We start from the raw sequence: 26,027 nt of genomic DNA, 5'->3' as shown, positions 1-26,027 counted from the left end.
TTTTGAACGCCCTTATTACGATTGTTAAAATATCCCACCAATTAAGTCAATATGCCCTTTTTCTACCTTAATATCTCGAGCAAATTTTTTTATAATCATTTGTTTCATATCTGTTTCATCTAAGGTGTAAACAGGTATCTCGCCGAGTAAGGTGGCGATCCCTCTGCTTAATAATGGCATCACACTTTGTAGTTGCTCCATCACATTATTAGGTTCACCTGACCAGCGCAAAATCCGTAGTTGTTTTAAATACAGGGCGCCTTCTTGTGGGTTATATTCTGGAATGGCATCAAAAGTTAGATGCAATTTTGCTACATAAGTTTTATCAGATAAGCGAATAAACATATCAGCTAAACCACTCATTTCTACACGACTATCATTATTTTGGCCGATACGTGTTATTAAATCTTTCAGAGAATAATCAACAGAAAATAAGCCTGGAATACGAAGACTATCATTAATAGTTACTGTTTTATTCAAATAATGATTCATTTCTTGTTCATTAATACTAAAAGGGGTGGCTTGAACGGTTGGCGTAAATAGACTAAAAATCAGCATGCCCAATATGATTTTAAAAGTTTTCATTATGTTTCCTTTATTGAAAAAAAGTGAAAGTTTCGTACAATACATCCCTGATTTTTCACTATACACTAAAAAAAATGGGTAATAAAGTATGGTCTTATCCTTTAAAGCTTATGTGCAAACATTGCTAAAAAAACATAATGAAGAAAGGGTTTTTCGTTTTGAATATTTGGGCAAATATTATTGGCTGAAACAACCTGAGCGTTTAAAAGGTATCTGGCTAATCTTAAAACCTTACCCTAAGAAACATTTTAAAGAAGAATGCTACATTCTACAAAAATTAAATAGTATTGGCGCACCAGTACCTAAATTATGTGACTTTAGTGATGACCATTTGGTTCTTGAAGATGTTGGTCCAACATTAAATTGTTGGTTAGATAATAATGAAATAAATTGGGCACAGAAAGAAAATATTTTGCAGACAGCGATACGAGCGTTAATTCAATTACATCAAGAAGGTATTATTCATGGGCGTCCCGCTATTCGTGATATAGCTTGGCAATCAGGAAAGGTGAGGTTTATGGATTTTGAATCTCATTCTAAAAGTTATAATAAACAATGGCTGATCGCTCGTGATATGTTGGCATTTTTAAATAGTTTGTGCCGAGTAAAAAATTTAAATGATAAAAAACTAAGAGCACTATTTGATTATTATAAATTGCATTGTCCTTCAGATTATTGGATTGCTATGATTAGATATATAAAAAAAATGCGTTGGCTTTACTATGTTTTACTTCCATTTAAGCCTATTGCTCGGACAGATTTATTGGCTATTTATCGCTTATTCGAACATTTAAAATAGGAAACTAATGAAAAAATTATTTTTAGTTATGTTATTAAGTCTTGTTGTGAGTGCATGTTCTGTCGGAGTGGGGGCTAAAGGTGGGAGTAACGGCGTAGGTATTGGACTTGGTACTGGTTTTGGATTCTAAATTGTACTTTTCATGAAAATGAGCAGAAATCACTTGAACTTTCCATATTAAAATACTATAATGCACCCATATTTCGGACGCGGGGTGGAGCAGTTTGGTAGCTCGTCGGGCTCATAACCCGAAGGCCGTCGGTTCAAATCCGGCCCCCGCAACCAATAACAAGTTCAGTAAAAAGAACCCCAGATTTGGGGTTTTTTTATACGAGAAATTTAGAAACTGGGCTTAGGTTCATTGACGAACCTAACCCTTTTTTTATGTCTGAATTTTAAGATTAGGAGCAAAAATTGGCAACATTAGAACAAAACTTGCAAGCGATGCTTCAAGGTGCCGTAGAAGACTTAGGCTGCGAACTTTGGGGTATTGAATGCCAACGTGCAGGTCGTTTTATGACCGTACGTTTATTCATTGATAAAGAAGGTGGCGTAGGCGTTGATGATTGTGCTGATGTAAGTCGTCAAGTGAGCGCAATTTTAGACGTGGAAGATCCGATTGCGGATAAATATAACCTAGAAGTGTCATCACCAGGTCTTGATCGTCCATTATTTACGCTTGAACAATTCCAACGTTATGTGGGCGAGGATATCGCTGTGCATTTACGTATTCCTGTTTTAGATCGTCGTAAATGGCAAGGTAAATTAGAAAAAATTGAAAATGACATGTTGACACTTATTGTTGATGGTCAGGAACACGTTCTTATTTTTGGCAACATTCAAAAAGCCAATGTAATCGCAAAGTTTTAAAGGAGAAAAAGGAAAATGAGTAAAGAGATTTTGTTAGCTGCTGAAGCAGTATCTAACGAGAAGTTATTACCACGTGAAAAGATTTTTGAAGCGTTAGAGAGTGCGATCGCACTTTCAACGAAGAAAAAATATGACTATGAAACCGATATTCGTGTATCTATCAATCCTAAAACGGGTGAATTTGATACATTCCGTCGCTGGTTGGTGGTTGATGAAGTCAAAGTGCCAACCAAAGAAATGACATTAGAAGCAGCACAATTTGAAGATGCGAATATTCAACTTGGTGATTATGTCGAAGATCAAATTGAGTCTATCGCATTTGACCGTATTGCAATGCAAACTGCTCGCCAAGTTATCAGTACAAAAATTCGTGAAGCAGAGCGTGCAAAAGTAGTTGAGCAATTCCGTTCTGAAGAAGGCAAGATTGTTACGGGTACGGTGAAAAAAGTAAATCGTGAAAGCATCATTTTAGATTTAGGCAATAAAGCTGAAGCCGTGATTATGCGTGAAGATATGCTTCCACGTGAAAATTTCCGTCCAGGTGATCGTGTTCGTGGTGTGCTTTATAAAGTGAATCCAGAAAGCAAAACGGCACAATTATTTGTGACTCGCGCAAAACCTGAAATGTTAATCGAGTTATTCCGTATTGAAGTACCAGAAATTGGCGAAGAAATGCTTGAAATTCGTGGTGCTGCACGTGATCCAGGTTCTCGTGCGAAAATTGCGGTGAAATCCAATGATAAACGTATTGACCCTGTTGGTGCATGTGTGGGTATGCGTGGAGCCCGCGTTCAAGCGATTACCAATGAATTAGGTGGCGAACGAGTTGACATCGTACTTTGGGATGATAATCCGGCACAATACGTAATTAATGCGATGGCGCCGGCTGATGTGACTTCAATTATCGTAGATGAAGATAATCACTCAATGGATATTGCCGTTAATGCAGATAACTTAGCACAAGCAATCGGCCGTAACGGTCAAAATGTTCGTTTAGCCACCCAATTAACAGGATGGACACTAAATGTGATGACTACTGAACAGCTAAATGAAAGACATCAAGCTGAAGATACTAAAGTATTAAACTTATTTATGGATAAATTAGGGCTTGATGAAGAGTTTGCTCAAATCTTAGTGGATGAAGGTTTCATTTCATTAGAAGAAGTGGCTTATGTCCCCGTGAGTGAACTGACTGCAATTGATGGTTTAGAAGATGAAGACTTGATTGAAGAATTACAAGGTCGAGCAAAAGAGGCGATTACCGCTGAAGCTGTCGCTGAAGAAGAAGCGTTGAAAAAAGCGAATATTGAAGATCGTTTATTAAATCTTGAAGGTATGAATCGTCACATTGCTTTTAAATTAGCTGAAAAACAAATTACTACACTTGAAGAACTTGCAGAGCAGGGAGTAGATGATTTAACTGATATCGAAGAATTAACCGCAGAGCAAGCCGCTGATTTTATTATGGCTGCTCGAAATATTTGCTGGTTCAGCGAAGAGTAAGGAGTTTATAATTATGACTGAAGATGTAAAAAATATAGATGCAAATGCACCCAAAAAACTAAGTATTCAACGCAGAACGAAGACAACTGTAAGTGGTACGACCGCAGGTGGTAAAGCAAAGGCCGTACAAGTTGAAGTTCGTAAAAAACGGACGGTACCAACTAATGCTGCACAGAAAGCAGCAGAAGCTGCAAAATTAAAAGCACAGCAAGAGGCGGAGGCAGCAGAAAAGAAAGCGGCAGAAGAAAAAGCGCGTTTAGCCGCTGAAAAAGCTGCAGCTGAAAAAACAAAAGCTGAACAAGTCAAATCTGAAGCAGAAAAATCAGTGAAACCAGCACAAAGTGTGGTGGAAAATAAACCTAAATCGACTGATCCTGAAAAAGAAAAGCTAAAAGCAGAAGAAGCCGAACTTCGTCGTAAAGCGGACGAATTAGCTCGTCAGAAAGCTGAGGAACAAGCGCGTAAAGCTGCTGAAGAAGCAAAACGTTATGCTGAAGCTGATAACTCGGCAACAGAGTCTTCATCTGAAGATTATGCGGATTACAACTTAAGTTCTCGTTATGCACTAGAAGCAGAAAATGAAGAAGAACGTCGTAACGAAAATCGAGGTCGTGGCAAAAATAAAGTGGCCAAAGCGAAAAAAGAACGTGATGACGTGAAAGGTAGCAAAAATGAGCGAGAATCTAACCGCAAAAATCAAAAAGACGGAAAATTCGGTAAAGGTAAACATGGTAAGAAAGGTGCTGCATTACAACAAGCTTTCACAAAACCTGTTCAGGCAGTGAAAACGGAAGTTGTCATTGGTGAAACGATTACCGTCGCTGAGTTAGCGAATAAAATGGCGACCAAAGCGACGGAAATCATTAAAGCGATGATGAAGATGGGCGAAATGGTGACCATTAACCAAGTGCTAGACCAAGAAACCGCACAACTCGTAGCTGAAGAATTAGGCCACAAAGTGATTCTTCGTAATGAAAATGAGCTCGAAGAAGAAGTACTAGGCGATCGTGATGTTAACGCTGAAAAAGTAACTCGTGCACCGGTTGTGACCATTATGGGGCACGTTGATCATGGTAAAACCTCATTGCTTGACTACATTCGTAAAGCGAAAGTGGCAGCAGGCGAGGCGGGTGGTATTACTCAGCACATTGGTGCATACCACGTAGAAATGGACGATGGTAAAATGATTACCTTCTTAGATACGCCGGGACATGCTGCATTTACTTCAATGCGTGCACGTGGTGCGAAAGCAACGGATATCGTGGTTCTTGTCGTGGCTGCAGACGATGGTGTGATGCCTCAAACTATTGAGGCGATTCAACACGCGAAAGCAGCGGGTGCGCCTTTAGTAGTGGCAGTGAACAAAATCGATAAACCGGAAGCTAATCCTGATCGTGTAGAGCAAGAATTGCTTCAACATGAAGTGATTTCTGAAAAATTCGGTGGTGATGTGCAATTTGTACCTGTATCAGCGAAGAAAGGGACAGGTATTGATGACTTATTAGATGCTATCTTACTTCAATCGGAAGTACTTGAATTAACCGCAGTAAAAGATGGTATGGCAAGTGGAGTGGTGATTGAATCTTATCTTGATAAAGGTCGTGGTCCAGTTGCAACCATTCTTGTTCAGTCAGGTACCTTACATAAAGGTGATATCGTACTTTGTGGTTTTGAATACGGCCGTGTTCGTGCAATGCGAGATGAAAATGGTCAAGAAATCGATGAAGCAGGTCCATCTATTCCTGTTGAGGTATTAGGTCTTTCTGGCGTACCTGCAGCGGGTGATGAAGCAACCGTAGTACGTGATGAGAAAAAAGCACGTGAAGTGGCATTACACCGTCAAGGTAAGTTCCGTGAAGTGAAACTTGCTCGTCAGCAAAAAGCAAAACTTGAAAATATGTTTAGCAATATGACTGAAGGTGATGTGGCTGAACTGAACATCATTGTAAAAGCAGACGTACAGGGTTCTGTGGAAGCGATTATTCAATCGTTACAAGATCTTTCTACTGATGAAGTGAAAGTGAAAGTTGTTGGTTCAGGTGTAGGTGGTATTTCTGAAACTGATGCAACCTTAGCTGCAGCTTCTAATGCGATTATGGTCGGCTTTAACGTACGTGCGGACGCTTCTGCTCGCCGTATTATCGAAGCAGAAAATATTGACCTTCGTTATTACTCTATCATTTATGAACTCTTAAATGATGTGAAAGCTGCGATGAGCGGTATGTTACAACCTGAATTCAAACAAGAAATCATTGGCTTGGCTGAAGTGCGTGATGTGTTCAAACATCCGAAATTCGGTGCAATCGCAGGTTGTATGGTGACTGAAGGTGTAGTAAAACGTAACAATCCAATCCGTGTATTACGTGATAACGTGGTAATCTTTGAAGGAGAATTGGAATCTCTCCGTCGCTTTAAAGATGACGTTGCTGAAGTCCGTAATGGTATGGAATGTGGTATCGGCGTTAAAAACTACAATGACGTAAAAGTTGGCGATCAAATCGAGGTGTTTGAAGTCGTTGAAATTAAGCGTTCAATCTAATCAATAAAAAGAGCGGTCAAAATTCAACATATTTTGGCCGCTTTTTAACAAGGAGAATATTATGGCAAGAGAATTTAAACGCAGCGATCGCGTTGCACAAGAATTACAAAAAGAAATCGCCATCATTTTACAACGGGAAGTAAAAGATCCCCGTATTGGCATGGTAACCGTGTCAGATGTGGAAGTATCAAGCGACTTAGCTTATGCAAAAGTGTTTGTCACATTTTTGTTTGATCATGATGAAGTAGCGATTGAACAAGGTATGAAAGGGTTAGAAAAAGCGGCACCTTATATTCGTTCATTAGTAGGTAAAGCAATGCGCTTACGCATTGTGCCGGAAATTCGTTTCTTCTACGATCAATCCTTAGTTGAAGGGATGCGTATGTCTAATTTAGTGACAAACGTGGTACGTGAAGATGAGAAGAAACATGTTGAGGAAAATGACTAATGTCGAGACCTCGTAAGCGTGGACGTGATATTGATGGTGTATTTTTATTAGATAAGCCAAAAGGCATGTCGTCGAATGACATTATGCAAAAAGTGAAACGCGTATTCCAAGCGAATAAAGCAGGGCATACCGGTGCGCTCGATCCATTAGCAACCGGTATGCTGCCTATTTGTTTAGGCGAGGCTACAAAGTTTTCACAGTTTTTGTTAGATGCAGATAAACGCTATGTGGTCACAGCAAAATTAGGTGAACGTACGGATACCTCGGATGCTGAAGGGCAAGTGGTAGAAACGCGCTCAGTCAATGTAGAAACATCACAAATTTTGACCGCACTTGAACAATTTCGTGGTGATATTTTGCAAGTGCCGACCATGTTTTCAGCATTAAAGCACAATGGGAAACCGTTGTATGATTATGCTCGCGCAGGCATTACAGTAGAACGTGAAGCACGTCCTATCACGATTTTTGAGCTAAACTTTATCGAGTATCAAGCCCCTTTTCTAACCTTAGAAGTGCATTGTTCGAAAGGAACCTACATTCGTACATTAGTGGATGATTTAGGTGAAGTGTTAGGTTGTGGTGCTCATGTGACAGTGTTACGTCGAACTGCGGTTGCGGATTATCCAACAGAAAAGATGATGATATGGGATGCTTTGCAAGCGCTTGCAGAGCAAGGTGATCTTGCACAACTTGATCAATATCTTTTACCGACAGATACAGCGGTCAGTAAATTACCCGCATTACAGCTAAATGCCGAGCAAAGTAAAGGTATTGGCTTTGGACAACGAGTCAAATTTGCTAATGAAGCAAAATTATATGGTCAAGTGCGGTTATTTTCTGACGAGAATATCTTTTTAGGTGTAGCACTTGTCGATGATAACAATGTGATTCGTCCACAACGTTTGATTACGCAATCTATCTAATTATTTGCCTTTCTTTTTTAATTCCAGTAATCTCACCTGTAACCTTTTAATTGCAATCTATGTAAATAAGATATTACAGGTGAATTATGGATGTTCTTAACCATTTACGTCAGGAAATTGATGCACTCGATCGTGAACTGATTCAACTTTTTGCTAAACGCCTCGAACTGGTGACCCAAGTAGGCGAAGTAAAGCATGAAAAGGGGTTACCGATTTATGCGCCAGAGCGTGAATTAGCGATGTTACAGTCTCGCCGAGAAGAAGCGGCTAAAGCGGGGATTTCTCCAGAGCTTATTGAAGATGTGCTACGTCGTTTCATGCGTGAATCGTATTCCAATGAAAATCAATTTGGTTTTAAAACCCTGAATCCAGCCATTAACAAAATTGTTATTGTCGGTGGTTACGGAAAAATGGGGCAGTTATTTGCCCGTTATTTGCGTGCTTCTGGTTATCCTATTTCTATTTTAGACCGAGATGATTGGGATGTGGCAGAACGCATTTTAACGAATGCGGATGTTGTTATTGTCTCAGTACCGATTGATCACACGTTAGAAACAATAGAACGTTTAAAACCCTATTTAACGGAAAATATGCTACTGGCGGATCTCACCTCCGTGAAACGTGCGCCCTTGGCTAAAATGTTAGACGTGCATAAAGGGGCAGTGGTTGGGCTTCATCCAATGTTTGGTCCCGATATTGCGAGCATGGCAAAACAAGTGGTTGTGCGTTGTGATGGGCGCTTTAGTGAACGTTATGAATGGTTGTTAGAGCAAATTCAAATCTGGGGTGCAAAAATTTATCAAATTGATGCTGCAGAGCATGATCACAATATGACGTACATTCAAGCATTACGTCACTTTTCTACTTTTGCGAATGGTCTGCATCTTTCTAAACAGCCTGTCAATTTAAGCAATTTATTGGCATTATCTTCCCCGATTTATCGTTTGGAATTAGCCATGATTGGTCGTCTATTTGCCCAAGATGCGGCACTTTATGCCGATATTATTATGGATAAGCCAGAAAATTTAGACGTGATTGAAAGCTTGAAGCAAACGTATGAAGAAGCGTTACAATTTTTTGAAAAAGGCGATCGACAAGGGTTTATTGATGCTTTCCATCAGGTGAGAGAATGGTTTGGGGAGTATTCAGATCAATTCTTGCAGGAAAGTCGTCAGTTATTGCAACAAGCTCATGATTTACGACATGTATAAAATAAAAGTACGGTTGATTTTGATCTGACCCCAAAAAGTTAGACTGTTATTTAAAGGATTGTTTTCGATATTGTACCGGACTCAGTCCTTTTAATTTTAGTTGAATCCGTCGGTGATTATAGTAATCCAAATAATCCCTGACGGCATCAACTATCTCCTCTCTACTGTTAAATTCCCGACCATAAAAACATTCTGTTTTTAATCGTCCAAAGAAACTTTCCATTGCGGCGTTGTCCAAGCAATTCCCTTTTCTCGACATACTTTGAATGATGCCATGTTCAGCCAAGATTCGACGATAAGCCACCATTTGATATTGCCATCCCTGGTCTGAATGTAAAATGACACCACAAGCTTTATTTAATCCTTTGACGGCTTGCATTAACATGTCCTCTACTTGCGCCCAGTTTGGGGAATAGCTGAGATTATATGAAACTATCTCATTGTTAAATAAGTCTAAAATTGGAGATAAATAGACTTTACTCCCATCTTTCGCCTTAAACTCGGTGATATCGGTCACCCATTTTTGGTTCGGGGCCGTTGCACTAAAATCGCGTTCAAGATGATTAGGAGCAATCACCCCTATCGTGCCTCGATAGGTCGTAAATTTCTTGCTTTTTCTTGACCGCACTTGAAGCCCAAGTGTCTGCATTAAACGTTGAACTTTTTTATGATTCACGCCTGGCAAGCAGGCATGAACACGTCGGTAGCCATAATCAGGATGATTGGCTTTGATGCGTTTAATGGTCTTTTTCAACAACTCATCCTTATCCAGTTTAATCTGAAGTTTAGCAAAAAACGTACTACGCGCTAATTGTGCAAAGCCTAAAAGCCATTTTAACGGATAGCGTGTTCTTAACCTTTGGATAATTTCCGTTGCTCGGCTTCGTCCTGAAGTCTGAGCCTTCTCAACTCCTTTAGGTAGGCTACCTCCGCTTCAAGCTGTAAAATTCTCAGGCGTAAACGGTCTTCTTCAGTTTTGGGTGGCGGTGGCATTTTTGCATATTTGGGTTTCATCGGCGGTCGTCCTGATGGTTTACGGGGAATAAGTCCTTTTATGCCACTTTTTTCAAACCGTTTCAACCATGTTCCGACTAAGGCGTTGGAAGGAATATTGTAAAAACGCGCAGTTTCTCTAATACTCATTTTCCCATTCAAAATAGGTTGAAGAACCTGTAATTTAAATTCGATTGTGTAGTGTTTACCCATAAAAAATCTGCACCTCAATTGTTGGTTTGGTTAGTCCAACTTTTGGGGTGCAGATCAATTTTCACCGCACTTTTGTTTTTTGATTTATTGTCTTGCCAAGCGTAAATTTTGCGGAATTTCCTCAAAGTTAGAACGGAATGGATTAATATCCAATCCACCACGGCGCGTATAACGCGCATAAACGGTGAGTTTTTCTGGTTTGGCGTAATGCATCAAGTCATAGAAAATACGCTCGACACACTGCTCGTGAAACTCATTATGTTGACGGAAAGACACGATATAACGGAGAAGTTTTTCTCGATCGATTTGTTTGCCCACATAATGAATTTGCACTGTTCCCCAATCCGGCTGACTGGTAATAAGACAATTAGATTTTAATAAATGGCTCACTAAGGTTTCCTCCACCACGTTATCGGACGTACAATTTTGCAAAATATCCGCATTAAATTCGTAGCTGTGGATTTCAATATCTTGATCATCAATGCAATCGCCCGTTAAAGTATCAATACTTTGTCCTTGATAGTGGGATAATGGATGTAAACGTACTTTGACCTCGCCTTGAGCACAAGCGCTTAGGTCTTCACACATCGTGCGTTCTACGCTAGCAAAATCAGCAAATTGACTTTGGTTAAAGCTGTTTAAATAGAGTTTAAAGCTTTTCGATTCAATTAAATTTTCACTGCGATAATCAATTTCCACATCAGCAATGGCGACTTGTGGCAAACCTTTTGGATTCAACCAGGAAATTTCATAGGCTGTCCAAATATCGGCGCCATGAGTAAATGGCTGTTGTGCGGTAATGCCTAAGCCATCACGATTGAGTTTACGAGGTACGGGTTGTAACAAAGTGCGGTCATAATTTGCCGCATATTCTGTTGCTTGACCGAGTTTTAAAGATTGAAGGCTTTTATCTTGATAGTTCATTTGTTTTCCTAAATGACGAAAGCGTTATAAAAAATTCCACGACACATTCGAGACTAATCGACATTGGTCGCATTTAAAGTAAATCACATCAAATAGTGGTGCGTTTAATGCCCAATCTCCACCACATTGCGGGCAACAGCGTTGTTGTTCCGATTCTAAAGAATGACCACCAACACGATATAAATAATAATAGGTCGGTATGCCGCTTTCTTTTTCGATTTCAGCAGCAAGGTAGCGTCCATGTTTGCTTAGCGTGCTATTAATCTCGGAGATTTCGCTTAACGATTCTTTTTCTAAAGCTGAGCCATTCATTTGCAACTGATCGCAAGCCTGCCAATTTTCCTGCCATTTAATCAAATCTTGGCTTAAGTGCGGTTGATTTTTTAGCTGTTTATAGAGCGGAATTGGAGAAAAATCATCTCCGCTATGTAATGGCGAGCAAGATTGTAAATGTGTGGTGTAGAGTATTTGCCATGCTGGTTGGCTACATTCTGCGGTGCTGTCTGCATTTAAATCATCGGCAATAATTTGAAAACCTTGAAAATTTAGACCGCTCTTTTCAGCATGTTCCATCGCCAGATTCACAGATTGATTATTGTTTTCGGGTAAAAGGCTATCTTGCTCAGGGCAAATAACGCGCATCGCAAAACCTTGTTCGCCATCTTCTTCCGTTAAATAAAGCGGGATTTCACGGCCGATAATTTGCCCGTTATAACGCCATTGGTCAATGACTGCATTGAGCAAACGGCTTTGTTGGCCAATGTCGTTTTCTAAGGCGGTCAATTTAAAAAAGGGTTCGATCAGATACATAATTACAGATTGTGTAAGATTTCTTCAATTTGTTTTAAACCGTTTAAGCGGGTTTCACTTAAGCGAGAAGCAATACCAAGTTCATCAAAAAATTGACGGATATTAAATTGTTGTAGTTGATTATTGGTTTGTCCATTGATATTTTGCAGTAATAACCATAACAAACCATTCATAATGCGCGCTTCGCTGTAAGCTTGAAATTGAAACGTGCCGTCATTTTGTTGAATGGTCTTAAACCAAAGCCCTGCTTCGCAGCCTTGAATTGATTGCATTTGAGCCAATTCATCTGGAGAAGGTTGAGGGAGATGTTTACCTGCTTGAATAATGAAACGGTAACGATCTTCCCAATTTTTTGCCTGTTTAATGTTTTCTAGCATGCTAATAACTCTAAGGATTTATCTAATGCCGCAAAAAAAGTATCCACATCTTGTGGGCTATTGTAAGGCGCAAAAGAAAGTCTTAATGTGGTACGCTCGCCAAGGCGGGCTAAGTAAGGTTGGGCGCAATGTTCGCCTACACGCAACGCAATTTTTTGTTCGCTCAGGAGCGTAGCAAGATCCGAAGCCGCAATCCCATCAAAAACAAAACAAACCACTGAACTTGGCTGCGGCGAATTGAATAAACGACAATTCGGATAGTTTTTTAACCGCACTTTACTTTGCTCGGCAAGCTCAACGGCATGCGCCTCGGTGGCCTGAAAATCCCATTTTTTGAGCCAATCTAATACTGCACCAAAACCAATCACGCCTGCAATATTTGGTGTGCCCGCCTCTAATCGATAAGGCAAATCAGCAAAGGTAATACATTCATGGGATACGCGCTCAATCATTTTTCCACCGTAAAAAAGCGGTTGCAGCAGGGAAAGTGAGCTTAATTTTCCGCTTAATACGCCAATGCCGTTTGGTCCATAAATTTTATGTGCAGAAAAGGCGATAAAATCCGCATCTAATGCCTGTAAATCAATTTGTATATGGCTAATAGCCTGAGCGGCATCCACTAAAACGAGCGCATTGCTATGTTGACGGATGAGTCGAATTAAATGTTGGATATGTTGTTCTGTTCCTGTTACGTTGGAAACAAAATTGAGTGCCACTAATTTGGTTTTCTCATTTAAGGCTTTAATTAAGGCATTTTCATCAATTAGCCAATTATCCAAAATAGGCAGCACTTGAATTTTCGCGCCGCATTTTTTCGCTGTTTCATGCCAAGTAACAAAATTAGCATGATGGTCCGCTTGGCTAATTAAAATCTCATCATCTGCATGCAAAGAGGGGAGTAAACCGTTAGCAACCAAATTAATGCTATGAGTCGTCCCAGACGTCCAAATTACCGCTTTTTCATCTTCCGCATTAATTAAGGTTTTTACTAAGTGACGAGCATTTTCGTATTGTACTGTTTGTGCGGCTTCGTACTGACTACGATGCACAGAACCTGCCGATTGATAAAAAGTAGTCGTTGCATCAATGAATGCTTGAGGTTTTAATGCCGTCGCTGCATTATCCAAATAGACTACGGCATTTGGCGATTTAAAATAAGGGAATTCATTTTTAAATAATTGATAATCAAAAGCCATGGTTATCTCCGTGTTTAGGTGTTTTTTTCTGTTTACGCCATTCATAAGGGGCAACAGGGTTGGGATCTCGCCATAATCCGATTTTTTGTTGTTGAGCAAAATTTTGAGCCTGGAAGTAGATTGGATTTTTAGTATATTGCGGATAAACCCACGCCATGCCGTTTTTTACCATTTCTAAGTTAATGTTTCGTTCTTGCAGATAGACTGTTGCCAAAATACGTTGGTAACGATCATAGCCAGAAACGGACAATGTCACATTTTGTTTAAAAACCCGTTGTGAAAGATATTGTTTGGCTTTCTTACCAAATGCCTGACCTTTCTCAGGGGCGTCAATTTCTTGTAATCGTACTTTAAATTGCTTTTTAGTGGGTAAGAGACAAGTTAGAGTATCGCCATCACTGACTCCTACTACCCAACACGCCATTTGGCGTTCCGCAGAGACTGAAAATTGACACCAAAGTGCGGTCAAAATTACGGTTAAAAATAATAAGAATTTCTTAATCATTTTGAATTTCTTTGATCTATATCGCAAAACTTAGCTAAAAAGAGGGGGTAATTCTAACAAAAAAAGCGTAAAATAAATTTGAATTATTGTTAAATAAGTTGAAAGAGGAAATATGTTACTCCAAAAAGGCGTTCAACTTGTTCGCTCGCTTTTCATTTTATACATTATGTTACTACTCGGCAATTTGATTTCGCAGTATGTGCCCGTTGGAATTCCTGGCAGCATCTGGGGATTATTAATACTTTTTATTGGATTAACCACTCGTATCATTCGCTTGGAATGGATTTATTTGGGTTCTAGTCTATTGATTCGTTACATGGCAGTACTTTTTGTACCAGTGAGTGTAGGCATTATTAAATATTATGATTTACTTGTTTCTAAATGGAAAATTTTACTCATTCCAAATATTCTTAGTACTTTTCTGACGCTCTTCATTATCGCATTTTTTGGTAATTATTTGTTTTACAAACAATCCTTTACCCATAAACGTAAAAAAGTATTAGAAAAACGTAATCTTCAAGCAGACTAAGGTTTCATTATGCAATATGCAATTTATCTTTATACGGGGTTAACAATTTTCGGATTCTGGCTCGCATTGCAAATTAGTAAACGTTGGAAATCCATGATTTTCAATACCTTCGTCCTAACAGTATCAATTCTCGTGCTGATTTTAGAAATTGGCGATATTCCTTATGATGATTATATGACGGGTAATGCACCGATTAATAATTTACTTGGTTTAAGTATTGTGGCACTTGCCTTGCCATTGTATGAACAGCTTCAACAAATCGCGAGACAGTGGAAAATTATTCTTTCTGTGGTGACATTAGCTTCTTTGCTTTCCATGTTTACTGGTGCCATTTTTGCCATTATTTTAGGGGCGAGTCCTGAAATGGTGGCGACCGTATTACCAAAATCAATAACCACGCCAATTGCAATGGAAGTGTCTTCACATTTAGGCGGTATTCCTGCAGTGACTGCGGTAGGCGTAGTCGTAGCGGGGTTGCAAGGTTCGGTTTTTGGTTATCTTATTTTAAAAAAACTGGGCATTAAACAACAAGAAGCAGTGGGTTTATCTGTAGGTGCCGTTTCTCACGCATTAGGCACGGTAAGTTGCATGGAAGCCAATCCGAAAGCCGGTAGTTATAGTTCGATTTCTTTGGTACTTTGCGGTATTATGAGCTCAATTTTAGCGCCCTTAGTATTCAACGTTATTCATCTGTTTTTATGAGAACCCAATTAGCTGATTTTTGGACTGAACGTTTCCTTTCAGATCCGCCTCGTGAAAAAGATCACAGACCACCATTTCGTCGTGATCGCGGGCGGATTTTACATTCTGCCGCTTTCCGTTGTTTGCAAGCCAAAACACAGATTCATGCGGTGGGCGAAAATGATTTTTATCGCACTCGTTTAACCCATTCCCTTGAAGTGGCACAAATCGGCAGCAGCCTTGTTTCTCAATTAAAATTTGCGGAAAGTTATGTTGCTATTTCAGACCTGCTTCATATTGAAAAAAGTGAATTACAGAAACAACTCAAACCTTTATTACCAAGCAATGATTTAATTGAAAGTTTGTGCTTTGCACATGATATTGGTCATCCACCGTTTGGCCATGGTGGGGAAGTGGCGCTTAATTATATGATGCGCAATCATGGCGGCTTTGAAGGCAATGCGCAGACATTTCGTATTATTACTAAATTGGAACCTTATACTGAAACGGCTGGGATGAATTTAACGCGTCGTGCCATTTTAGGTGTGGTGAAATATCCGAATATTTTAGACTTATCTTCCCCGCAATATACCCAGCTGCCCCATGCTGAAAACGCCGATCCTCATTATGTCAAAATTAGCGATTGGAAGCCTGGAAAAGGGTTATTCCGTGATGATGTCACAATGTTTAATTGGCTGTTGCAAAACCTTTCTGAAAATGATCGCACTTTGTTTGATTCATTTCAAAAAGTGCGGTCAAATCCTGCTGAGTTTTTAAAAACACAATTTAAATCTTTAGATTGTAGCATTATGGAATTGGCGGATGATATTGCTTACGGGGTGCATGATTTAGAAGATGCGATTGTGACTGGTGTAGTAAATCAACATCAATGGCAAGAAGCATTAACTGAACTTAAAACGATTCCTTCAGATTGGTTGGCAAAAAATATAGAACAGGTCAGCCAACGATTATTCTCTAACCATCATTTCGAGCGTAAAAATGCCATTGGGGCATTAGTAAATTTCTTTATTACCCATGTGCGTTGGAAAGTTACCGGCAATTTTGATGAGCCCTTGTTACGTTATAACGCGGAACTACCACAAGATGTGATTGCGGCATTAAATGTGTTTAAAAAGTTTGTATGGAAATACGTGATTCGTCATGTGGAAACGCAGCGTATCGAATATAAAGGACAACGCATTCTCACCGAAATGTTCCAGATTTTTGAATCTGACCCGGAACGTTTATTGCCAACGAATACCGCTAATCGTTGGAAAAATGCGCCAGAGCAGGGTAAAAAACGTATTATTTGTGATTATATCGCAGGTATGTCAGATGCCTATGCCTTAAAGGTTTATCATCAGCTCTAAAGTGCAGTTATTTTTATTGATATTTTGAATTTATAGGACAATTTTGTGGCATTAATTAGTTTAACTAACGCTTATCTTTCTTTTAGTGATCACCCTTTACTTGATCATGCTGAACTGCATATTGAACCCAATGAGCGCGTGTGTTTAGTGGGGCGTAACGGTGCAGGTAAATCGACTTTATTAAAAATTATTGCACAGCAAGTTACGATGGATGACGGAAAAGTGCAGTATGAAAAAGATTTAGTAGTTTCACGTTTAGAACAAGATCCGCCTCGCCATGCTGAAGGGAATGTATTTGATTATGTGGCGGAAGGCATTGAGCATTTAGCGGATTTGTTAAAAGAATATCACCATATTTCGCAAGAGTTGACACAAAATTACAGTGAGCAAATTCTTAATCAACTGGCGCAAGTACAAGCCAAATTAGAGCATGCCAACGGTTGGCAGTTTGAAAATAAAATCAATGAAGTCCTGCAAAAGCTCGAGTTAAATCCCGATACTAAATTAGCGGATTTATCTGGTGGTTGGTTGCGTAAAGCCGCTCTTGCTCGTGCGTTGGTGTGTAATCCTGATGTCTTGTTATTAGATGAACCGACTAACCACTTGGATGTGGATGCAATCGAATGGTTAGAAAACTTCTTATTAGAATTTACCGGAAGCATTGTGTTTATTTCCCACGACCGTTCTTTTATCCGCAAAATGGCGACCCGTATTGTCGATTTAGATCGCGGGAAATTAGTGTCTTATCCAGGTAACTATGATTTATACCTCACCGCTAAAGAGGAAAACTTACGTGTCGAAGCATTGCAAAATGACCTTTTTGATAAACGCTTAGCACAAGAAGAGGTTTGGATTCGTCAAGGTATTAAAGCACGCCGTACACGTAATGAAGGCCGCGTGCGCGCTTTAAAAGCCATGCGTGAAGAACGTCACCAACGTCGTGAAGTGATGGGGACTGCTAAGTTACAATTAGATAACTCAAGTCGTTCAGGCAAAATTGTGTTTGAAATGGAAAATGTGAGTTATGAAATTGAAGGCAAACAGCTGCTCAAAGATTTCAGCACGACCATTTTGCGAGGCGATAAAATTGCATTGGTTGGCCCAAATGGTTGCGGAAAAACCACGTTTATTAAACTTTTATTAGGTGAAATCAAGCCAACGAGTGGTCGTATTCATTGCGGTACAAAATTAGATATCGCTTATTTTGATCAATATCGCGCTGATCTTGATCCGGAAAAAACGGTAATGGATAACGTTGCTGATGGCAAGCAGGATATTGAAGTCAATGGTGTAAAACGTCATGTGCTGGGCTATTTGCAGGATTTCTTATTTCCACCCAAACGAGCTATGACACCTGTAAAAGCGCTTTCAGGCGGTGAACGTAACCGTTTGTTATTGGCTAAATTATTACTGAAACCTAATAATCTATTGATTCTCGATGAACCAACCAATGACTTGGATGTAGAAACCTTAGAATTATTGGAAGAAATCCTCACGGATTATCAAGGCACCTTATTGATTGTCAGCCATGATCGTCAGTTTATTGACAATGTCGCAACGGAGTGCTATTTCTTTGAAGGTGATGGCGTATTGAATAAATACGTGGGCGGTTTCTTTGATGCGAAAGGACAACAAGCCAATTACTTTGCGATGAAAGCAGAGCAAGAGACCCCAAAATCCAAAAAAGAAGCACCCAAAGTACAGGAAAGTGCGGTCAAAAATGACGTTGTTTCTCAAAAGCCAAAATCCGTTAAACTTTCTTACAAAGAACAACGTGAGTTAGAACAGCTACCACAATTGTTGGAAGAATTGGAAGAGAAAATCACCGCACTTCAAGCTGAAATTGGTGCTCCTCATTTTTTCCAACAAGCTCATGATGTAACAGATGCTAAGCTTAAGGAATTATCGGACACTGAAGCGGAGCTTGAAACGGCTTTCCTTCGTTGGGAAGAGCTGGAAGAGAAAAAAAACCAAGCTGAAGCAAAATAGAGGATAGATAAAAAGAAACCGAGCGAAATAGCTCGGTTTTTTATTATGCGTGATTGCCACTTATGCTTATTTTTCAGCTGTTAAATCCTCGGCAATTTCCTCCGCTTGCTTAATCACATAGCTCACAGCTTCTTCCTGCTTATCCGGTGGGTATTTATAACGCTGCAAAGCTCGTTTCACGAGAATACGCATTTTGGCGCGAACGCCTTCTTTGTATTGCCAGTCGATGGTAACTGAGCGTCTTAAAGTATCGGTAATTTCTTTGGCAAGTTTGCTCAATACTTCATCGCCCATCAGTTCACGGGCGCTTTGGTTTTGGGCGAGGGCTTCGTAGAAGGCGAGCTCTTCTTTTTTCAGCCCCAGTTTTTCGCCTAAAGCTAAGCGTTCTTGGAAGTCTTGGCTCATTTTGAAGAGCTCATCCAAAATTTCCACCACGCTTAAATTGTGATTGTGGTATTGATTCAATGCTTCCTTCAAACGCTGTTCAAAATCTTTTTGCAAGGTTAAGTTTGTGCCTGATTTAACTTTAATTTCACTTGCTAAATAACGTTCCATTGCCGTAACCCATAAATTTTTAGTTGGGCTATTTTTAACAGTTTGTAAAAATTCCTCGGAAAGCAAACTGATTTGTGGTTGTGGTTTTTCTAGCAGATCGAATAAATCAATCACGCCTTCAGAATACACAGTTTGATTGACCAATTTTTTCAATAAAATCTGTCTTTCATTTGTACCTGTGCCTTTTTGTTCACGTTTAGTTAAAATTGCCCGTACGGCATCATAAAAGGCAATTTCTTGGCTGTATGGCTCAACTTCAGCCAATGCGCCGCACAGCATATAGCCTTTTTTCACCAAACCTGCCGCTTTTAAAAAGGCTTTTTTGCGTGGCTCGGTTTCTTTTTTATTAAACCAATGTTGTTCATGCGCTTTGCCATCAAACGGTAATCGATCGAGGCCCAAAATATGGTTGGCGGCAAAACGAATCGCCATCAAAAGATCATTCGGATTATCTTTTTCTAAGGCCGTCTGAACATCAAAGGTTTTCCCTTCAACCGGCGTTGCAAACAGGCTGCGGATAACTTCTAAATGCTCTTTCATTTTAAAGAACACATCAATCACGTTATCAGTCAGCTTGCCCTTGCCTTGTGAATTCGTGTATTGCTGGGTCGCTTCTTTGAGTTTTTCGGCAATACCGACATAATCCACAATCAAACCGCCGTTTTCTCGGCTCTTATTACGGAATACACGGTTAACCCGCGCAATCGCCTGCATCAGGTTATGCCCCTGCATCGGCTTGTCGATATACATCGTATTACAGCAAGGCGCATCAAAACCCGTCAGCCACATATCGCGCACAATCACCACTTTCAGCGGATCGTTCGGGTCTTTAAAGCGGCGTTCCAGCGTTTGTTTTTCCTGTTTACTGTAAACGTGTTTCTGCATTTCCGGCGCATCGGAAGCAGAGCCTGTCATCACAATTTTAATCGCCCCTTCGTTAATATTGTCCGAATGCCATTCAGGGCGCAGTTTGATGATTTCATTGTATAAGTCCACGCAAATCTGACGGCTGGAAACCACCATCATCGCTTTGCTGTCGACGACTTCATTGCGTTTGGCAAAATGCTGCACAAAATCCGCGGCTAAATCAGCCAGACGGGCTTGTGAACCCAGCAATTTTTCCTGCAAACGCAGGGAAGTCGATGGCTCCTCTTCTAGTAGGGCATCAATTTCTGCAAACAAAGCATCATGGTCTTTTTTATTTAAGCGAATTTGGCGAGCATCATCATAAACAATCGGTACGGTTGCGCCATCTTCCACCGCATCTTGCAAGTCATAAATCGACACATAACGCCCGAACACATCTTGCGTGTCTTTATCTTCCAGGCTAATCGGCGTACCGGTAAAACCGATAAACGAAGCATTAGGTAACGCATCGCGTAAATGGCGGGCGTAGCCTGCCTGAAATTTGCCGTTATGCAGTTTTTGCGTAAAGCCATATTGACTGCGGTGCGCTTCATCGCTAATTACAATAATATTGCTGCGCTCATTTAAAACAGGAAAGCGGTTTTCTTCCTCATTTAGGGCGAATTTTTGAATTGTCGTAAAAAATACACCGCCCACTTCATTTTTCGCGAGCAGTTGGCGCAGTTGATCGCGGTCTTCTACTTGTTGCGGCGTTTGTTTGATTAAATCTTTGCCTGAAGAAAAGGTTTGGAAGAGCTGACCGTCCAAATCGTTGCGGTCGGTGACCACCACAATGGTGGGATTTTTTAATTCAGGCTGCGCAAGCAGTTTTCCGGCATAAAACAACATGGAAATCGATTTACCCGAACCTTGCGTGTGCCACATTACGCCAATGCGGCGGTCGCCTTTTTCTGAAGTCGCCCAAATGGTGGAATCTACCGCTTCATTTACGCCGTAATATTGATGGTACGCCGCGATTTTTTTAATGGTTTTACCGTTGGAATCCCGCTCAAATAAGACGAAATAGCGGATATAGTCGAGCAAATCTTTGGGCTGCAACAAGCCATTGAGCAGGCTTTGCAATTCATCGTCAAAATATAAGCGCATGCTTTGATTTTTTTCATCGACCACTTTCCACGGCGTAAAGCGTTGAAAGTCTGCCGAAAGCGAACCTAAACGGGCGGTAATGCCGTCTGAAATAATCAGGGTTTGGTTGTAAACAAACAGCTCGGCAATCTCATCTTTATAGGTTTCAAACTGATTAAACGCCTGCAACAAATCCGCCGATTCACGCAGCGGATTTTTCAGCTCAAACACCACTAAGGGAAGACCATTGACAAAGCTGATAATATCAGGAATCCGCTTGCCTCCTTTACGGCTGCGGATTTCCAGCTGGTTGACGGCAACAAAGCGGTTGTTCTTCACCTGCTCAAAATCCACCAAGCGTGCCATCTCGATTTTCTGCTCACCGTCAGCCTGATATTCCACCCGCACACCATCGCGCAACAGTTTATAAAACGCCTGATTACGCACCACCAAGTCGCCAATATCGCTTTTTGTCGCGGCTTTGACCACAGAATCAACCGCACTTTCAGGCAGCTGCGGATTAAGTTTACGCACCGCCTCACGCAGTTGCTCAACAAAGACTACGCCGCTCAAATCGCCACGGGCAAACTCGCCTTCATGAACAGGCAAGTCTTTACCATAGCGATATTCCCAATCGAGGGATTGCAGTTGTTGAAGGGTGATTTGTTCGATGTCGTTTTCGTTGAGCATGATGGATTCCTTAGTGTGTGGTTTAAATCTCCCCTAACCCCTCTTTACGAAAGAGGGGAATGGTATTGAGCGTCATTTTAGTTTAGGTGTTTTTCATGAGTAATTTTGCTGTTAATCCGACCGCTTGCAGCCAACAAACCTTTCAAATCTCCCCTAACCCCTCTTTACGAAAGAGGGGAATGGTATTGAGCGTAATTTTAGTTTAGGTGTTTTTCATGAGTAATTTTTCTGTTAATTCGACTGCTTGCAGTCAATAAACCTCCCAAATAGTCCCCCTCTTTAGCAAAGAGGGGTTAGGGGAGATTTGATAGGGGTAAAATTAGTTTTGCTGTTCACAAATCTTACGCACTATTTTTTATGATTTTTTGAAAATGGATAGTTTGTTTTTTCTATAATTTATTGCTTTTTCAATATATTCTTCTAAATTATCTTCAATTATTCTATATACATCTTGGCTAGTTAGTTTTCGAAGAAATCTATAATTATTTGGATCTAATATAGGAACATTAAATCTTAATAAGGAATTCTGAAATTTAAATTTAGTAAATGGGTTATTTCCCTTTCTTGATGTTTTAACTTCTAGATCTTTTAAACCATCAATATAAATACCTAAAACGCCCATTCCACGATTCCAGGCACTTTCAATTTCATAAAGTACATATTTTCTATTAGATGTTTCTTCGCCAATAAGAACGACAAGACAGGAACAACCAATAAGATTCTGATTTATCCAGTTTTTAATCGCTTGATCCCCTTTTCTAGCTATCGTTTCCCAGTCATTTGGGGTAGTGATAGCATTTCCTTCAATTACCCCCATATTTCTAATTTGTTGAACTCTCCAATTATCTTTTTGATAATGGAAGCTAAAAAATACCTTTCTTTTCATTTCATATACCTTAGATAAGTAGTGCTAAAATAAGTATTCCTAGAATAGGAATATAAAACCAAGCAATGGAAGAAGAAAACATGGTTGCCAATACATTTATTAATTTTATTTCCCCAATTCCTAATGAGTACAGATTATCTGAATTACCACTCTTCCTTAGTGTTATTCTGTTTTCATATAGTTTGCGATATTTTCTTTCAATATATAAATAGTAAGCGTCTATATACCAAAAAGCTAAAGGAAAAATAGATAATGTAAGATTCTGAATGAATCTTTCTGTTTGTACGTTTAGTGCAATTACTGCAACAAAAATAGTAATTACCCATCCTTTAAGCATAAAACTATTTTGGGCCATTCTATTGATAATTGATTGAATTAGATCAATTTCTTTATGGATAACCTCATTATCAATCTGATTAGTCATTTTCAATTTTTCCACTCAATAATCTAGGTAACAATAAATCTCTTATTTCTTTCAGCGCATTATTTTCTATCTCGTTATTCATAATTTTTGAATCACAAGATGATAAATTTTTTTCAAAAAGCTGAATAAATTTTTCCTCAGGGTTAATAATTTGAATATTTTTTAAGTTAGCCTGATTGATAGAACCAAAAACAGTTCCTTCACCATTAAATAAATCTAATTCTGGTTTTATAGATTGTATTTGATATAAACCGAACGACAAACTTTTACTCTTATGTTGTAATGCAGCTAATCCGCGACCAATACAGCATTTTTCAAGTGCTATGTTAATGTCCCCAACAGGAGCTCGAACGCTCATTAAAATAGAATTTTGTTCTGCAATACGTTTAGGATCTGTTGTAAACAATCTCGGGGTAGGAAAGCGCCAACCAAATTCTGCACGACCTTGATAGAAAAGCATTCCTTGTTTATTTTCATTATAAGTTTCTCCTTTTGGAGATTGCCCCATAACGACATCATAACAATCGCCAATCGTAGATAATTCCCACCCCTTCGGCACCTCAACCCCATCAACCTCCACCATCTCACAAGGAAACGCTTTGGCGGTTTCGGCTAATTCGGCGTAGCGTTCAGGCTGTGTTTGTGAAAGTGCGGTCAGTTCTTCGGGTGTTTTTCCGCTGATTGCCTGCATGGCGGCAAGTTCCGCTTGTTCAAGACTCATGCCGTCTGAAAGGGCTTGGGCTTTGGCATGCACGGGATCGAAATCAACAAACCAGCTTTTAAACAGGGCTTGGGCGATTTGTTCCAAGGTTTGGTTGATTTTAGTATTGACTTGGATTTTTTGGTCTATTGAATTAAAAATATCAACAATACTATTTTGCTTATTTAAATCAGTAATTTTGGGAAATATCTCATCTAAAAATAAATTAAATTGAAAATTAGATATTCCTGTAGATTGATTTTCATAAATACCAATTTGATCTGATAAATGCATTTCTGCAATTTGGTAATAAATGAATTTAGAATTTATCTTTTCTTTATCCAATCTTAGTAATCTACAAAAACTAGCTGGAATAACATACTTACCTAAATTATCTAGAATTTCTTGAGTAATGTATAAACATCTTCCTGTTCTTTGACCGGATGAAGCACTTCCTCCAGAAACTTCAATAATTAAATCTCCTACTTGTAATGTTCTTGATTCAATTTTTTTTAAAGTTTCAAAGCGAATTGGAACGGAAGAAAAATCTAATTTCTCTAATTTAGGGAAATCAGTTCCTCTAATAACAGAAACCTTTATTAAATTTTCTTCTATAGTTTCTTTACCCCAACCACCACCAATAGTGTGTATGACATACGATTTTAAATTACTCATACCCCAATCCCCCTAAATTCTTCTTAATCTCCGCTTCCAACTCCGCACTTTTCGCAAACTGTTCCTTTAAAAGTGCGGTCAGATTTTGCATTTTTTCTGCAAATGGCACGCCGTCGTCTTCTTGTTCTGCGGTGCCGACGTAGCGCCCCGGTGTGAGGACGAAGTCGTTATTCGCAATCTCTTCTAAAGTCGCGGATTTACAGAAAGCGGCTTGGTCTTCATAACCTGCTGATGTTTGCCAAGCGTGTAGGGTGTTGGCAATTTTGGCGATGTCGTCAGCGGTGAAATCACGCAAGACGCGGTCTTTCATATAGCCGATTTGGCGGGCGTCGATAAACAATACTTCGCCTTTGCGCTTTTTGTTGCGGTTTAAAAACCAAATACAGGCGGGGATTTGGGTGTTGGTGAAGAGCTGGCCGGGCAGAGCAACCATACATTCCACCAAGTCGGCATTGATGATGGCTTTGCGGATTTCGCCTTCGTTGTTGGTTTGGCTGCTCATGGAACCGTTGGCAAGCAATAATGCCATTTTGCCGTTGGGCGAGAGGTGGTAAATCATGTGTTGCAGCCAAGCGAAGTTGGCGTTGCCTTTGGGCGGCGTGCCGTATGCCCAACGTGGGTCGTCGGCCAGGGATTCGCTCCACCAATCGCTGACGTTGAATGGTGGGTTTGCCATGATGAAATCCATCTTTTTGTCGATGTGTTGCGGCTGGGTGAAGCTATCGGCGTTGTGTTTGCCGAAGTCGTAATCAATGCCGCGGATGGCCATGTTCATGGCGGCGAGTTTCCATGTAGTTGGGTTGAATTCTTGTCCGTAGATGGAAACGTTGTTGATGTTGCCTTGATGGGCGGTGATAAAGCGTTCGGTTTGCACGAAAAAGCCGCCGCTGCCCATAGCTGGGTCATATACGCGACCTGAGTATGGCTCGAGCATTTCGACAATCAGGGAAACAATGGATTTCGGCGTGAAATATTGGCCGCCGCGTTTACCTTCGGCTTGGGCAAAACGACCGAGAAAGTATTCGTAAACGTGGCCGAGTATGTCTTTTGCGCCTAAATGTACGGGCTCGCCGTTGTAAGTCGGACGGGTAAAGTTGGTATCGGAGAAGAGGATAATCAGCCCGCGCAGGGTGTCTTCGTTTACGGCATAGCCGCTGATGCGTTGGAGGACGCCTTTGAGTTTTTCGTTGTCTTTTTCAATGGCATCGAAGGCATCGTCAATCAGTTTGGCCACGCCAGAAAATTTCCCGCCCCAAGGCAGCTCTGCGCCGATGTTTAAGATGGAAACGGCTTTAATCTCGTCCCAACGGGCTTGCTGCGGCACCCAGAACACATTGTCGGCAGTGTAGTAGTCGCGGTTTTCCAGTTCGACGGTTAAGGCTTCTTGATATTCTTCGTCCGTATCGTAAAAAGCGCGGTCAAGATAGAGTGGATTTTCGGGATCGCTCAGTTCTGCCTGAATTTTTTCTTGCTGATGGGTGAAGCTGTCGGAGATGTATTTCAGGAAGATGAGGCCGAGTACGATGTGTTTGTAATTGGCAGCATCAAGCTGCTGGCGCAGTTTATCGGCAGATGACCAAAGTTTTTCATCTAATTCATTTAAAAATGCTTGTTGTAATACGTGATTTTCATCGACAATC

25 protein-coding genes and 1 tRNA gene are annotated in these 26,027 nt (G+C 40.2%); 13 read left to right on the top strand and 13 right to left on the bottom strand.

The window, feature by feature from the left end; all coding sequences use genetic code 11:
* Positions 1-24: 24 nt before the first annotated feature.
* Positions 25-585 carry a YceB family lipoprotein gene (locus tag EL215_RS08595; protein WP_049355679.1) on the bottom strand — a complete coding sequence of 187 codons (561 nt, stop codon included), beginning with the start codon at positions 583-585 and terminating at the stop codon, positions 25-27.
* A gap of 88 nt (positions 586-673) precedes the next feature.
* Here EL215_RS08595 and EL215_RS08590 point away from each other — a divergent pair, with 88 nt between their 5' ends.
* The 9 genes from EL215_RS08590 (at position 674) to tyrA (ending at position 8,878) form a co-directional block, all read left to right on the top strand.
* Complete coding sequence (locus tag EL215_RS08590) at positions 674-1,384, top strand: RIO1 family regulatory kinase/ATPase domain-containing protein (protein WP_126471519.1); 711 nt, start codon at positions 674-676, stop codon at positions 1,382-1,384.
* A gap of 7 nt (positions 1,385-1,391) precedes the next feature.
* On the top strand, positions 1,392-1,514 hold the full coding sequence (locus EL215_RS10430) for a hypothetical protein (RefSeq protein WP_263970175.1): 123 nt from the start codon (positions 1,392-1,394) through the stop codon (positions 1,512-1,514).
* Between the two features lie 78 nt (positions 1,515-1,592).
* Positions 1,593-1,669 (top strand) — tRNA-Met (locus EL215_RS08585).
* 129 nt (positions 1,670-1,798) lie between these two features.
* Entirely contained in the window at positions 1,799-2,254 is a 456-nt protein-coding gene (gene rimP / locus EL215_RS08580) for a ribosome maturation factor RimP (protein ID WP_049355681.1), read from the top strand.
* A 15-nt stretch (positions 2,255-2,269) separates the two neighbouring features.
* Positions 2,270-3,757 carry a transcription termination factor NusA gene (nusA, locus tag EL215_RS08575; protein ID WP_126471517.1) on the top strand — a complete coding sequence of 496 codons (1,488 nt, stop codon included), beginning with the start codon at positions 2,270-2,272 and terminating at the stop codon, positions 3,755-3,757.
* Positions 3,758-3,770: 13 nt separating this feature from the next.
* Positions 3,771-6,296, top strand: a complete 2,526-nt coding sequence (gene infB, locus EL215_RS08570) for a translation initiation factor IF-2 (RefSeq protein WP_126471515.1) — start codon at positions 3,771-3,773, stop codon at positions 6,294-6,296.
* 61 nt (positions 6,297-6,357) lie between these two features.
* Complete coding sequence (rbfA, locus tag EL215_RS08565; RefSeq protein WP_049355684.1) at positions 6,358-6,744, top strand: 30S ribosome-binding factor RbfA; 387 nt, start codon at positions 6,358-6,360, stop codon at positions 6,742-6,744.
* The gene (gene truB / locus EL215_RS08560; RefSeq protein WP_126471513.1) at positions 6,744-7,667 is read left to right on the top strand and encodes a tRNA pseudouridine(55) synthase TruB; all 924 of its coding nucleotides are present in this window, start codon (positions 6,744-6,746) and stop codon (positions 7,665-7,667) included. Before rbfA ends, truB begins: the two co-directional genes overlap by 1 nt.
* Before the next feature lie 86 nt (positions 7,668-7,753).
* A complete protein-coding gene (gene tyrA, locus EL215_RS08555) occupies positions 7,754-8,878 on the top strand; it encodes a bifunctional chorismate mutase/prephenate dehydrogenase (protein ID WP_049355686.1) in 1,125 nt (374 codons plus the stop codon).
* Positions 8,879-8,924: 46 nt separating this feature from the next.
* On the opposite strand, the gene EL215_RS08550 is transcribed toward tyrA, so the two are convergent.
* The 7 genes from EL215_RS08550 to EL215_RS08520 all read right to left on the bottom strand — a co-directional run bounded on the left by EL215_RS08550 (position 8,925) and on the right by EL215_RS08520 (position 13,896).
* The gene (locus EL215_RS08550) at positions 8,925-9,743 is read right to left on the bottom strand and encodes an IS3 family transposase (protein WP_232013322.1); all 819 of its coding nucleotides are present in this window, start codon (positions 9,741-9,743) and stop codon (positions 8,925-8,927) included.
* Positions 9,731-10,084: a helix-turn-helix domain-containing protein gene (locus tag EL215_RS08545; RefSeq protein ID WP_126469813.1), complete on the bottom strand. Its 354-nt coding sequence runs from the start codon at positions 10,082-10,084 to the stop codon at positions 9,731-9,733. Before EL215_RS08545 ends, EL215_RS08550 begins: the two co-directional genes overlap by 13 nt.
* Positions 10,085-10,168: 84 nt before the next feature.
* Positions 10,169-11,008 (bottom strand): NADPH-dependent 7-cyano-7-deazaguanine reductase QueF, encoded by an 840-nt coding sequence (gene queF / locus EL215_RS08540; protein WP_126471511.1) that lies wholly within the window; start codon positions 11,006-11,008, stop codon positions 10,169-10,171.
* A 24-nt stretch (positions 11,009-11,032) separates the two neighbouring features.
* Positions 11,033-11,818: a Zn-ribbon-containing protein gene (locus EL215_RS08535; RefSeq protein ID WP_126471509.1), complete on the bottom strand. Its 786-nt coding sequence runs from the start codon at positions 11,816-11,818 to the stop codon at positions 11,033-11,035.
* A gap of 2 nt (positions 11,819-11,820) precedes the next feature.
* Positions 11,821-12,195 (bottom strand): SufE family protein, encoded by a 375-nt coding sequence (locus tag EL215_RS08530; RefSeq protein WP_049355689.1) that lies wholly within the window; start codon positions 12,193-12,195, stop codon positions 11,821-11,823.
* A complete protein-coding gene (locus tag EL215_RS08525) occupies positions 12,189-13,391 on the bottom strand; it encodes a cysteine desulfurase (protein ID WP_126471507.1) in 1,203 nt (400 codons plus the stop codon). Before EL215_RS08525 ends, EL215_RS08530 begins: the two co-directional genes overlap by 7 nt.
* Entirely contained in the window at positions 13,381-13,896 is a 516-nt protein-coding gene (locus tag EL215_RS08520) for a thermonuclease family protein (protein WP_049355691.1), read from the bottom strand. The genes EL215_RS08525 and EL215_RS08520 overlap by 11 nt, the downstream gene beginning before the upstream one ends.
* A 112-nt stretch (positions 13,897-14,008) precedes the next feature.
* Between EL215_RS08520 and EL215_RS08515 the strand changes: the two genes are divergently transcribed.
* From EL215_RS08515 to EL215_RS08500, 4 genes are read left to right on the top strand one after another with little or no spacing between them, the layout of a single operon-like run.
* Positions 14,009-14,425: a CidA/LrgA family protein gene (locus EL215_RS08515; RefSeq protein WP_126471505.1), complete on the top strand. Its 417-nt coding sequence runs from the start codon at positions 14,009-14,011 to the stop codon at positions 14,423-14,425.
* 6 nt (positions 14,426-14,431) lie between these two features.
* On the top strand, positions 14,432-15,127 hold the full coding sequence (locus tag EL215_RS08510; protein WP_049355693.1) for a CidB/LrgB family autolysis modulator: 696 nt from the start codon (positions 14,432-14,434) through the stop codon (positions 15,125-15,127).
* Positions 15,124-16,476: an anti-phage deoxyguanosine triphosphatase gene (locus EL215_RS08505; protein WP_126471504.1), complete on the top strand. Its 1,353-nt coding sequence runs from the start codon at positions 15,124-15,126 to the stop codon at positions 16,474-16,476. The genes EL215_RS08510 and EL215_RS08505 overlap by 4 nt, the downstream gene beginning before the upstream one ends.
* Positions 16,477-16,521: 45 nt before the next feature.
* A complete protein-coding gene (locus EL215_RS08500) occupies positions 16,522-18,465 on the top strand; it encodes an ABC transporter ATP-binding protein (protein ID WP_126471502.1) in 1,944 nt (647 codons plus the stop codon).
* A gap of 66 nt (positions 18,466-18,531) precedes the next feature.
* On the opposite strand, the gene EL215_RS08495 is transcribed toward EL215_RS08500, so the two are convergent.
* The 5 genes from EL215_RS08495 to EL215_RS08475 all read right to left on the bottom strand — a co-directional run bounded on the left by EL215_RS08495 (position 18,532) and on the right by EL215_RS08475 (position 26,026).
* Positions 18,532-21,702 (bottom strand): type I restriction endonuclease subunit R, encoded by a 3,171-nt coding sequence (locus tag EL215_RS08495; protein ID WP_126471500.1) that lies wholly within the window; start codon positions 21,700-21,702, stop codon positions 18,532-18,534.
* A gap of 355 nt (positions 21,703-22,057) precedes the next feature.
* Complete coding sequence (locus EL215_RS08490) at positions 22,058-22,588, bottom strand: TIR domain-containing protein (protein WP_126471498.1); 531 nt, start codon at positions 22,586-22,588, stop codon at positions 22,058-22,060.
* A 10-nt stretch (positions 22,589-22,598) separates the two neighbouring features.
* Positions 22,599-23,012 (bottom strand): hypothetical protein, encoded by a 414-nt coding sequence (locus EL215_RS08485; RefSeq protein WP_126471496.1) that lies wholly within the window; start codon positions 23,010-23,012, stop codon positions 22,599-22,601.
* Positions 23,005-24,387, bottom strand: a complete 1,383-nt coding sequence (locus EL215_RS08480) for a restriction endonuclease subunit S (RefSeq protein WP_126471494.1) — start codon at positions 24,385-24,387, stop codon at positions 23,005-23,007. The genes EL215_RS08485 and EL215_RS08480 overlap by 8 nt, the downstream gene beginning before the upstream one ends.
* Positions 24,380-26,026 carry a class I SAM-dependent DNA methyltransferase gene (locus EL215_RS08475; protein WP_126471492.1) on the bottom strand — a complete coding sequence of 549 codons (1,647 nt, stop codon included), beginning with the start codon at positions 26,024-26,026 and terminating at the stop codon, positions 24,380-24,382. The genes EL215_RS08480 and EL215_RS08475 overlap by 8 nt, the downstream gene beginning before the upstream one ends.
* Position 26,027 lies beyond the last annotated feature (1 nt).

It is taken from the genome of Haemophilus parainfluenzae (genome assembly GCF_900638025.1).
In the GTDB taxonomy this organism is placed as follows: Bacteria; Pseudomonadota; Gammaproteobacteria; order Enterobacterales; family Pasteurellaceae; genus Haemophilus_D; species Haemophilus_D parainfluenzae_J.
This window is presented reverse-complemented; position numbering and strand designations above follow the sequence as displayed.